The organism is Neobacillus sp. C211, from assembly GCF_051842875.1.
In the GTDB taxonomy this organism is placed as follows: Bacteria; Bacillota; Bacilli; order Bacillales; family Cytobacillaceae; genus Neobacillus.
Window position 1 is genome coordinate 151,634 of sequence record NZ_JBPXRO010000011.1, and the last position, 11,520, is coordinate 163,153.

Below are 11,520 nucleotides of genomic sequence, written 5' to 3' on the forward strand. Positions count from 1 at the left end.
AGGTTCTTAATCGAACTTAAACTCTCAGGTAAAAGGACAGAGAAGGGTAGAAGTAAGCCATGTGCTACCCTTTTCTGTCCTTTTTTGCGTGCAAAAAAGTATGGTTTCGCTTCAGATTCTATCTTGGAATAAACAGATAAAATCCGAGGTTAAACACTGATAGAGGTAGCTAATACAACGAATCAAGGGGGAAACGGTTTGAGTTTACAACAAAATGATTCAACTATTTTTGAAGCAATTAGGAAAGAGCAGCATCGTCAGCATCAAACATTGGAGTTGATCGCATCTGAAAACTTCGTAAGCCAAGATGTTTTAGAAGCAATGGGAAGTGTGATGACGAACAAATATGCAGAAGGCTATCCAGGGAAGCGTTACTATGGCGGATGTGAATTTGTCGATGTGGCAGAACAAATAGCGATTGACCGCCTAACACAGCTGTTTGGTGCTAAATATGCCAATGTTCAGCCTCACTCAGGTGCACAAGCAAATTTTGCTGTATTTTTCGCACTGCTTCAACCTGGTGATAAAGTGATGGGGATGAACCTCTCTCATGGCGGGCACTTAACGCACGGAAGTCCTGTTAGTGTTTCAGGAAAATGGTTTGAGGTAGTGTCCTATGGTGTGAGAGAAGATACTCAATTGATTGATTATGATGAACTGGAAGCGATCGCGAATAAAGAAAAACCGAAATTGATCATTGCAGGTACAAGTGCTTACACTAGAACGATTGATTTTGCACGGTTTAGACAAATTGCTGATCAAGTTGGCGCAAAATTCATGGTAGATATGGCGCATATTGCGGGACTTGTTGCAGCTGGTCTTCATCCATCGCCGGTTCCATACGCAGATGTTGTAACGAGCACTACGCATAAAACGTTGAGAGGACCGCGTGGCGGCATAATTTTAACAAATGATGAAGATATGATAAAAGCCATTAATAAATCGGTGTTCCCAGGGATTCAAGGCGGCCCGCTAATGCATATTATTGCAGCTAAGGCGGTTGCATTCAATGAAGCATTGCAGCCAAGCTTTAAGGAATATGCAAAACAAATCATTCTAAATGCCGACACACTAGGCAAAACATTAAAAAATGAAGGTGCAGCCCTTGTTTCTGGTGGAACGGATAATCATATCGTCCTTTTAGATTTACGTCCGTGGAATTTAACTGGAAAAGAAGCAGAAAAATTATTAGAAGAAGCGGGCATTACTGTAAATAAAAATACGATTCCATTTGATCCAGAAAAGCCGTTTGTTACGAGCGGTATTCGCATGGGAACAGCGGCTTTAACGACACGGGGTATGAAACAGGATGATATGGTGAAAATCGGGCAAGTTATCGCAGCTGTTTTGAAGAGCAAAGGGGACAAAGTCGTTCTTGAGAAAGCAAAAGAAACAACCAAAGCAATTTGTGGAGTCTATCCGTTATTTCAACAGGCAGTCACAGTATAAGAAAGGGGTATGAGGATGGAATTTCAGAGTTGTTTTGACATTATTGGCCCGATTATGGTGGGACCGTCGAGTTCTCATACAGCAGGTGTCGTATCTATCGGGAAATTTATTTATGAACTGTTAGGAGATTGTCCACAAGAGGTCAAGATTGTATTTTATGATTCCTTTGCTGAAACTTATCAAGGACATGGAACAGATAAAGCACTTCTTGGCGGATTGCTTGGGATGGATACCGATGATACACGCATTAAACATTCATTGGAGTGGGCAAAAGAGGCTGGCATGCAGTACCATTTCGAATTTGAAGATATCTGTGACTACTATGACCACCCAAATACAACAATCGTGACAGTGAAACTCGAAGATCGTGTTGTAAAGGTTGGCGGTGCATCACTTGGTGGAGGCTTATCAAAAATCTTTATGATTAACGAGAAGATGGTAGATATTCGTTTAAGTGCAGGCGATGACTTTACAGTCCTTGCTAGTTCTTATCAACCAAGAGGGAAAGTACTTATGGAGGCAATTTAATGAAGATACAGTCCATGAAAGAGCTGATTGAAGCTTGTGAAAGAGAACAAAAAACCATTGGTGAAATCATGTTGATGATGGAAACAGAAAAATCAGGAAGAGACCAAGAAACCATAATAAGCATGATGGAAGAGCGATTGATCAAAATGAAAGAAGCCGTTGATAGCGGTATAAAAGATGCCTCAACCGCACCGAGTGGAATTTCTGGCGGGGATGCCGTGAAAATGTATGATTACGTACATCAAGGTAAATCTCTGTCGGGTAGTTATGTAAGCAATGCAATGAGCTTTTCATTGGCAACTTCTGAAAGCAATGCACGGATGGGGGTTATTGTAGCCACGCCAACTGCTGGGGCAGCCGGTATTTTGCCTGGTGTATTGTTTTCGCTTCATAAAAATGATGGCACACCCTATAAAGATTTAGTCATGGGGTTGTTCACAGCAAGTATGCTCGGGTTTGTCATTGCAAATCGTTCATTCATTTCTGGGGCAGCTGGAGGCTGCCAAGCAGAGGTAGGGTCTGCAACAGCCATGGCCGCAGGAACAATCGTTGAGTTAAAAGGGGGCACGCCACAGCAAGCAGTGAATGCGACGGCCATTGCCATGAAGTCACTCTTGGGTTTAGTTTGTGATCCAGTCGCAGGTCTTGTTGAGGTGCCTTGCATAAAGCGAAATGTGATTGGAACCTCTATCGCATTTTCAGCGGCTGATATGTCTCTTGCTGGGATTGAAAGTCGCATTCCGTGTGATGAAGTAATTGAAGCGATGTATAGGGTTGGAAAAGATATGCCTCGGACACTTCGGGAAACAGCGCTTGGAGGTTTAGCAACGACAGAAACAGGTAAACAGGTGAAGGAACGACTATTTTGTAGGAAATCATAAGTAGGGGGTCTATCAATGGGGACAGAAATAGCATTAAAGCAAACACCACTTTTTGGAATTTATGGAAACTCAGGTGCGAAGGTCATTGATTTTGGAGGCTGGGCATTGCCAGTACAATTTTCCAGCATTTTAGATGAGCATGAGGTTGTTCGAACAAAAGCAGGTCTTTTTGATGTCTCACATATGGGTGAAGTGCTTGTTGAAGGCAAAGATGCAGAGAGTTATATTAACTACCTTGTTACTAACGATGTAACAAAGCTTAGTATCGATCAAGCACAATATACAGCAATGTGCTATCCAGACGGCGGAACAGTCGATGATTTATTAGTGTACAAATTAGCAGATGAAAAATATTTACTCGTCATTAATGCCTCAAACATTGAGAAAGATTATGAATGGATGAAGCAGCATGTAAAAGGAGATGTGACGCTCCAAAATATTTCGAATGACATTGCACAGCTTGCCATCCAAGGTCCAAAGGCTGAAGGCATTTTACAAAAGTTAACGGAAGCAGATCTATCAGAAATTGGCCCATTTAAATTTGCTCAACATGTCAACCTGGACGGGATTACAGATGTGCTCGTATCTCGGACAGGTTATACAGGAGAAGATGGTTTTGAGCTTTATTTAGATGCTGCACAAGTCGAAGCACTTTGGGTAAAGCTTTTAGAAGTAGGAAGTGATGATGGCTTAAAACCATGTGGCCTCGGTGCACGTGACACGCTTCGTTTAGAAGCACGTCTTGCACTCTATGGTCAAGAGCTATTAAGTGATATTAGTCCCCTTGAAGCTGGAATCGGCTTTGCCGTAAAAACGAAAAAAGAAAGTGATTTTATCGGTAAATCCGCACTTTCAGCACAAAAAGAAGCCGGATTAAAAAGAAAATTAGTAGGAATTGAGGTAACAGGCCGGGGGATTCCACGCCACGGTTATCAAGTAGTTTCAGAAGGTGGAGAGGCAATTGGTGTTGTTACATCAGGAACCCAATCACCATCTTTAAAGAAAAGCATAGGCCTTGCACTAATATCCGCAGAACATGCAGAAGTGGGAACACCATTAAAAGTGGTCATCCGTAATAAGCAGATTGAGGCGGTTGTTGTTAAAACACCGTTCTATAAAAAGGGTTAATAGAGTGATAGAGTTCTCTGGTTAACTTGCATAAAGATGATCGGAAGGCCGACTGTACGTAAACTTACTTGAAATCAAGACCTGAATGATCAAACTTGAATTTACAATCGGAAGGAAGAGAAACAATGACTAAAGCGACAGCAACTTTACTATATAGCAAAGAACATGAGTGGGTATTACAATTAGACGGAAATCGAGTACGTATTGGAATCTCTGATTTTGCACAAAAGCAATTAGGAGATATTGTCTTTGTTGAAACCTTAGAAGTGGATGATGAAGTAAAAGCGAATGAATCAATGGGGACCATCGAATCAGTAAAAGCAGTTTCTGACCTATACTCTCCTGTATCAGGTACGGTTGTTACTGTAAACGAAGAGTTAGGAGATGCTCCGGAGACGATTAACGAACATCCATTTGAAGCAGGTTGGTTAGTGGAAGTGGAAATGTCCAATCCTGAAGAATTGGAATCACTTTTAAATGAAGATGCGTACCAAGCATTTATTAATGAAGGAGAGGAATAAAATGACTTCCACTTATCGATACCTCCCTGATACGAAACAAGATCAAGAGGAAATGCTCGCTTTTTTAAATATTTCTTCGATAGATGAGTTATTTGAAGATATTCCAGCTGAAATTCAACTAAACGGTGAGCTGCCTATTCCAGCGGCAGTGCCTGAGCCGCTTCTTTTGAAAAAAATGAATCAACTGGCTTCCAAAAATAAAAATGCTAATCATTACCCAACCTTTCTTGGTGCAGGAACTTATGATCACTATATTCCAAGTGTGGTCAATCATATGATTTCACGGTCCGAATTTTACACAGCCTATACACCATACCAACCGGAAATCAGCCAAGGTGAATTACAGGCGATTTTTGAATTCCAAACCATGGTTTGTGAACTGACGGGAATGGATGTGGCCAATTCTTCGATGTACGATGGTTTTACATCTCTTGCGGAAGCTGCATCACTTGCTGTTGCATCAACACGACGTTCCAAAGTACTTGTGTCAAAGGCAGTTCATCCTGAATCACGTGCCATTTTAAATACGGTAGCAGATGGCCAAGGTTATATAGTTGAAGACGTCAATCTTACTGATGATGAGACAAGCTTAGTGAAGCTGCAAGGACAAATTGATAAAAACACTGCTGCTGTTATTGTTCAATACCCAAACTTTTTCGGTTCCATTGAGGATCTAGCAGAAATTAAGAATATCGCGGATACAAAAGGAGCGATTTTAATTGTAAGCGCCAATCCATTGGCACTGGCACTCTTGCAGGCTCCTGGTAAACTTGGAGCAGACATTGTGATTGGGGATATGCAGCCATTAGGAATCCCGATGTCCTTCGGCGGCCCACATTGCGGTTATTTTACGGTAAGTAAGAAATTCATGCGAAAAATCCCAGGACGAATTGTCGGGCAAACGAAAGATGAAAAAGGACAACGCGGATTTGTATTAACCCTGCAAGCACGCGAACAACATATTCGCCGTGATAAAGCATCATCCAATATTTGTTCAAACCAAGCATTAAATGCACTTGCTTCTGCGGTTTGCATGAGTGCACTTGGAAAGCAAGGAATTCGTCATATGGCCCAATTAAACTTTGAAAAAGCCGATTACATGGCAAAATCTCTAAATAAAAAAGGCTTTACCATTATGAATAAAGCGCCATTCTTTAATGAATTTGTTGTTAAGCTTCCTCGTCCGGTAAAGGAAGTCAATGCCAAACTTCTTGAGGCAGGTATCATCGGTGGGTTTGATTTAGGAACGGATTACGGTTTAGAAAATCAAATGCTGCTAGCAGTAACAGAGCAGAGGACAAAAGAAGAGATTGACCAATTTATCGAGGTATTGGAGGCAGTTGTAAATGGTTGAATATAATGACCTAATTTTTGAAATCAGTCGTCAAGGACGTGTTGGATCAAGCCTTCCGGAAAGTGACGTTGATACTGTTGATCTAAATGATAAACTTCCCAAGCATTTGATTCGTGACCTGCCAGCAGAACTCCCGGAAGTATCAGAGTTGCAGCTTGTTCGCCATTACACAGCGCTTTCGAATAAAAACCATGGGATTGATAATGGCTTCTATCCACTTGGTTCTTGTACGATGAAGTACAATCCGAAAATTAATGAAGATGTAGCACGTTTGGAAGGGTTTAGCCGCATTCATCCATACCAGCCAATAGAAACAGTACAAGGCGCACTAGAGGTCTTATATGAATTACAGGAAGAGTTAGCTGTCATCACAGGAATGGATGCAGTGACTTTACAGCCTTCAGCAGGAGCTCAAGGTGAATGGACAGGGTTAATGATGGTCAAAGCCTACCATAAGCAAAAAGGAGAGGTAAGAACGAAAGTCCTTGTACCAGACTCTGCACACGGAACAAACCCTGCAAGTGCATCGGTTGCCGGTTTTGAAACGATAACGATTCCATCCAATGAGCATGGGTTAGTCGATTTAGAAGAATTAAAGAAGCATGTAAATGATAATACAGCAGCACTGATGCTAACAAATCCAAATACTCTCGGCCTGTTTGAAAAAGAAATTGTAGAAATCGCCAAGGTTGTTCACGAAGCAGGCGGCTTATTATACTATGATGGAGCTAATGCGAATGCCATCTTAGGGAAATCTACTCCGGGTCAAATGGGCTTTGACATCGTGCACTTAAATCTTCATAAAACATTTACTACACCTCATGGGGGCGGCGGCCCAGGTGCAGGTCCAGTCGGTGTGAAAGAGAAACTGATTCCGTTTTTACCAGTACCGCGTGTTGAGAAAGTGAATGAGGTATATGTGCTAGATTCTAACCAACCGTTATCTATCGGTCGAGTTAAGGGATACTATGGAAACTTCGGTATTCTATTACGTGCGTACACCTATATTCGCACAATGGGACCTGAAGGGTTACGTCAAGTGTCGGAAAGTGCAGTACTACATGCGAATTATCTGCGCAAAAAACTCGAGCCGTATTTTGAAGCACCGTATTCACAAATTTGTAAGCATGAATTTGTGTTATCTGGATCAAGACAGAAAAAACTTGGTGTAAGAACACTTGATATGGCCAAACGGCTGCTTGATTTTGGCTACCATCCACCTACCATCTACTTCCCGCTAAATGTGGAGGAATGTTTGATGATTGAACCGACAGAAACAGAGTCAAAAGAAACACTAGATGCTTTTGCAGATGTCATGATTCAAATTGCAAAAGAAGTGGAAGAAAATCCAGGTGTCGTATTAGACGCACCACATACTACGGTTATTGGCCGCTTGGATGAAGTACAGGCAGCTAGAACACCAATCTTACGTTATACAAAAGAAGAAGCAGTAAAAAGAGAAACCGTAATGTCTTAAACGAATTAGTAAACATGAACCACTGAGAATGAAGATAAAGAGAAAATAAATTTTCTCACTATGTCATTCTTGGTGGTTTAAAATAAACCGAAAACTTCATGACTGTTCATAGGAGTGGAAGAGATGTCAATTGATCATGTTCGCAAACCAGAATGGCTAAAAATAAAATTAAATACGAATGAAGAGTATACTGGCTTAAAAAAAATGATGCGTGAAAAAAAGCTACATACGGTCTGCGAAGAAGCGAAATGTCCAAACATTCATGAATGCTGGGCGGAACGCAAAACCGCAACCTTTATGATTTTAGGAAGTATATGCACCCGTGCATGCCGTTTCTGTGCGGTTCAAACAGGGCTTCCGACAGAGTTGGATTGGGATGAGCCAGAGCGTGTTGCAGAGTCAGTGGAAAAAATGAGACTAAAGCATGTAGTGATTACCGCTGTTGCTCGTGATGATTTAAAAGATGGTGGAGCTGGGGTTTTTGCAGAAACAGTACGGGCAGTAAGACGCCGCAATCCATTTTGCAGCATTGAAGTTCTCCCGTCCGATATGAAGGGTGAATATGACAACTTAAAAACATTAATGGATGCCAGGCCAGACATTTTAAATCACAATATTGAGACAGTGAAACGTTTATCACCTAGAATTCGTTCACGGGCAACTTACGAACGTTCCCTTGAGTTTTTGAGCCGAGCAAAAGAAATGAATGCTACTATTCCAACAAAATCAAGCATTATGATTGGTCTAGGAGAGACAAAAGAAGAAATTATAGAAACAATGGACGATCTTCGTGCAAACAATGTAGATATTATGACAATCGGTCAATATTTGCAGCCAACCAAACATCATCTTAAAGTCCAAAAATACTGGAGTCCACAAGAATTTGAAGATCTAAAGAACATTGCCATGTCAAAAGGCTTTAGTCACTGCGAAGCAGGTCCGCTCGTACGCTCCTCTTATCATGCAGACGAACAGGTTAATGCAGCAAAAGCGAATGCGTAATCAATTAAAATAGGCGAATAAGGGGCGGGAAGTCCTATGATGATAAAAATGACAGAAGCAGCAATGAACAAGCTTAAGGAAATGTCGGTCAAAAGAGAGCAAACTCCTCGGATTGACGCCGAGGTCGCTGGCGGATGCGGGATGACTGTTAAGTTTTCAATTGTTTTTGATGGACCACGGCGAAATGATTTATGCATTGAGACGGATGGGATTCAGATTCGGTTGGATCGTTTTACAAAACGCTATTTAGATGAAGAAACACAAATTGATTATAGAGACGAACAAGGTTTTCTAGTTGGCGAAAGCTTTGCCTCTAGTGCATGTGCAATTGAATTCGATTAATTGGAAAATGGTTGATGTCTATTACTGAATGGAGCTAATAGCTATTTATGAAAATATTAAACCAAGTTTTCCTATAGATATAATTACATATTTTTATTAAAGGAGTCACGAAGATGACAAAAGAATATGATGTTGTTATTATCGGCGGTGGAACAGGCGGGTACGTTGCAGCCATTCGCGCCTCTCAATTAGGTTTAAAAGTGGCGGTCATTGAAAAAGGAAAATTAGGTGGAACATGCCTTCATGCTGGTTGTATCCCGAGTAAGGCCTTATTAAGAAGCGCAGAAGTGTACGCTCAAACAAAAAACGTAGGCAAGTATGGTGTTATTGCCTCAGAAGTTGGACTTGATTTCTCAAAAGTACAGGCTCGGAAAGAAGAAATTACGGCCCAGCTATTTAAAGGTGTCCAGCATTTAATGAAAAAAGGAAAGATCGATGTTTATGATGGGAAAGGTAGTATTTTGCAGTCAAAAGATGTTCTAGTGGAATTGAATAACCAAGAAGAGGAAATCATTTTAAGCCCCCGGAATATTTTGATTGCAACAGGCTCTCGTCCAAGAACACTCCATGGTCTTGAAGTAGATGAAAGGTATGTGATGACATCGGATGAAGCCTTGAAAATGGAGACGCTTCCAAAATCGATTATCATTGTTGGCGGCGGAGTGATTGGAATCGAATGGGCATCGATGCTCGTGGACTTCGGATTACAAGTAACCGTACTTGAATATGCCGACCGTATATTACCAACAGAAGATCAAGATGTATCAAAGGAAATCCAGCGTTTAATGAAGAAAAAAGGTGTGAAAATCGTCACTAGTGCAAAGGTGCTGCCTGAGACACTTGAAAAAGGTGAGGGTGTTTCGATTAAAGCAGAGCATAAAGGAAAAGAAACGCCATTTTCTGCTGATAAGCTTTTAGTTTCCGTAGGGCGATTACCAAATACGGAAGGCATTGGGCTTGAAAAAACTACCATTGATCTGGATCGAGATTTTATTAAAACAAATGAGTTTTATCAAACGAATGAACCAAACATATACGCTATAGGTGATGTGATTGGCGGCCTTCAGCTTGCCCATGTTGCCTCACATGAAGGAATCATCGCGATTGAGCATATGGCAGGAGAAAACCCTGCACCACTTGATTCGACTCTTGTTTCAAAATGTGTATACAGCAGCCCAGAAGTAGCAAGTGTTGGGCTCACAGAAGGAGAAGCAAAGGGAAAAGGGTATCAAGTAAAAACTGGTAAATTTTCATTCCGTGCAATCGGAAAGGCATTGGTTTTTGGTGAATCAGATGGTTTTGTCAAACTGGTTGTTGAAGAAGGAACGAATAAGCTGTTAGGAGCCCATATGGTAGGTCCTCATGTAACGGATATGATTACAGAAATTGGCCTCGCTCGTGTATTAAACGCAACAGCCATGGATATTGCTCATACAATCCATCCCCACCCGACATTAGCTGAAGCAATTGGTGAAGCTGCCCTTGCCGTAGATGGAAAGGCAATTCATGCATAAAATAACATCAATCATAATCCTAAGGATGGTGGAAGAGAAATGAACACAAAGGTAAAGCTGAACCGTGCAAAATTATTAATTTCTTGTCCGGAAAAGCCGGGGATCATCTCGACGGTAACGAATTTTTTATTAGAACACAAAGCGAATATTGTACATTTTGACCAACATACAACGGATCCCCAAGCAGGAATTTTCTTTATGCGGATCGAGTTTGATTTGGAAGAATTTGATTCTACATTTGAAAAACTTGAAAAAGATCTACATGTGATGGCGCAAGATTATGCTTTGGATTGGCAATTGAGCAGTAATGAAAGAAGAAAGCGAATGGCCATCTTTGTTTCCAAAGCGGACCACTGTCTAAGTGAGCTTTTATGGCGGTGGAAATCTAATGAAATTCCTGTGGATATCCCTATGGTGATCAGTAATCATACTGATTTAAAAGAATTGGTTGAGGGTTATGGCATCCCTTTTTATCATATCCCGCTGTCTCAAGAAACGAAAGGAGATGCCGAACAGAAAGCACTTGAACTATTGAAAGGGAAAGTAGATTTTATTGTTCTGGCCAGGTATATGCAAATTCTTTCTCCTAATTTCATTTCGCATTATCCTAAACAAATCATAAACATCCATCACTCATTCTTACCGGCTTTTGTTGGGGCAAATCCTTATGTAAGAGCGTTTAACCGAGGGGTGAAGTTAATAGGAGCAACTGCCCATTATGTAACAAATGATCTTGATGAAGGACCAATTATTGAACAAGATGTTCAGCGTATTAATCATCGCTATACAGTAGCGGATTTAAAGACTGCGGGACGTCATGTGGAAAAAAGAGTTCTCGCCGAAGCCGTTTCCTGGCATGTTGAAGATAAAGTACTTGTTCATGGAAATAAAACGATTGTATTTGCATGAGTGGGTTTCATAAGGTGGTTGCCCCTGTTTAAATGGTCATTTGGAATCGGAAGATAGGAGCCTAAAAATGGCTCAAAAGATAAGGATGAGGGGATATCGGGGGATTTTCGGAAACACATGTAAACGAAGATCCTAGGAGATGATGCTAATGGCAGGAGATGAACATTTACTGGACTTTATTCATATCGTTTTAGCTATTCTTTGGATTTTGATTTTTCTTCAAAATAAACGAAAGCGTACGTTAACCTACACACATATCATGCTGCTGCTTTTTGCCGTGGGTATATTACTTAATTCACTAGTGAAGTGGTCATAAAGGCTAACCTTCAATCAAATTTGCAAATGAAAAAACGCTCAAATTGAGCGTTTTCAGATTGTCGAGAAAGGGTATTTTTCTCGGCAATTTTTTATTCTT

At 40.9% G+C, this 11,520-nt stretch carries 12 protein-coding genes; all 12 read left to right on the top strand.

The genetic code is table 11. The features are described 5' to 3' along the window. Positions 1–198 precede the first annotated feature (198 nt). The 12 genes from glyA (at position 199) to ACSU6B_RS12765 (ending at position 11,421) form a co-directional block, all read left to right on the top strand. Positions 199–1,449, top strand: coding sequence for a serine hydroxymethyltransferase (gene glyA / locus ACSU6B_RS12710; protein ID WP_215004559.1), 1,251 nt, complete (start codon positions 199–201; stop codon positions 1,447–1,449). 15 nt (positions 1,450–1,464) lie between these two features. After that, positions 1,465–1,977 carry a serine dehydratase beta chain gene (locus tag ACSU6B_RS12715; RefSeq protein WP_410885674.1) on the top strand — a complete coding sequence of 171 codons (513 nt, stop codon included), beginning with the start codon at positions 1,465–1,467 and terminating at the stop codon, positions 1,975–1,977. Continuing rightward, positions 1,977–2,858 (top strand): L-serine ammonia-lyase, iron-sulfur-dependent, subunit alpha, encoded by an 882-nt coding sequence (sdaAA, locus tag ACSU6B_RS12720; RefSeq protein WP_098934092.1) that lies wholly within the window; start codon positions 1,977–1,979, stop codon positions 2,856–2,858. The genes ACSU6B_RS12715 and sdaAA overlap by 1 nt, the downstream gene beginning before the upstream one ends. 15 nt (positions 2,859–2,873) lie before the next feature. Further along, positions 2,874–3,986, top strand: coding sequence for a glycine cleavage system aminomethyltransferase GcvT (gene gcvT / locus ACSU6B_RS12725; RefSeq protein WP_410885676.1), 1,113 nt, complete (start codon positions 2,874–2,876; stop codon positions 3,984–3,986). A gap of 125 nt (positions 3,987–4,111) precedes the next feature. Beyond that, positions 4,112–4,507, top strand: coding sequence for a glycine cleavage system protein GcvH (gcvH, locus tag ACSU6B_RS12730; RefSeq protein WP_088088213.1), 396 nt, complete (start codon positions 4,112–4,114; stop codon positions 4,505–4,507). A gap of 1 nt (position 4,508) precedes the next feature. Further along, positions 4,509–5,861: an aminomethyl-transferring glycine dehydrogenase subunit GcvPA gene (gene gcvPA / locus ACSU6B_RS12735; RefSeq protein WP_410885678.1), complete on the top strand. Its 1,353-nt coding sequence runs from the start codon at positions 4,509–4,511 to the stop codon at positions 5,859–5,861. Further along, complete coding sequence (gene gcvPB, locus ACSU6B_RS12740; RefSeq protein ID WP_215004549.1) at positions 5,854–7,338, top strand: aminomethyl-transferring glycine dehydrogenase subunit GcvPB; 1,485 nt, start codon at positions 5,854–5,856, stop codon at positions 7,336–7,338. Before gcvPA ends, gcvPB begins: the two co-directional genes overlap by 8 nt. Positions 7,339–7,461: 123 nt before the next feature. Further along, positions 7,462–8,340 carry a lipoyl synthase gene (lipA, locus tag ACSU6B_RS12745; protein WP_215004547.1) on the top strand — a complete coding sequence of 293 codons (879 nt, stop codon included), beginning with the start codon at positions 7,462–7,464 and terminating at the stop codon, positions 8,338–8,340. A gap of 36 nt (positions 8,341–8,376) precedes the next feature. Further along, positions 8,377–8,682 (top strand): iron-sulfur cluster biosynthesis family protein, encoded by a 306-nt coding sequence (locus tag ACSU6B_RS12750; protein WP_410885681.1) that lies wholly within the window; start codon positions 8,377–8,379, stop codon positions 8,680–8,682. A 113-nt stretch (positions 8,683–8,795) separates the two neighbouring features. Next, a complete protein-coding gene (lpdA, locus tag ACSU6B_RS12755) occupies positions 8,796–10,196 on the top strand; it encodes a dihydrolipoyl dehydrogenase (protein WP_410885683.1) in 1,401 nt (466 codons plus the stop codon). Between the two features lie 39 nt (positions 10,197–10,235). Continuing rightward, on the top strand, positions 10,236–11,105 hold the full coding sequence (purU, locus tag ACSU6B_RS12760; protein WP_410885685.1) for a formyltetrahydrofolate deformylase: 870 nt from the start codon (positions 10,236–10,238) through the stop codon (positions 11,103–11,105). Between the two features lie 148 nt (positions 11,106–11,253). Further along, entirely contained in the window at positions 11,254–11,421 is a 168-nt protein-coding gene (locus ACSU6B_RS12765; protein ID WP_410885687.1) for a hypothetical protein, read from the top strand. Positions 11,422–11,520 lie beyond the last annotated feature (99 nt).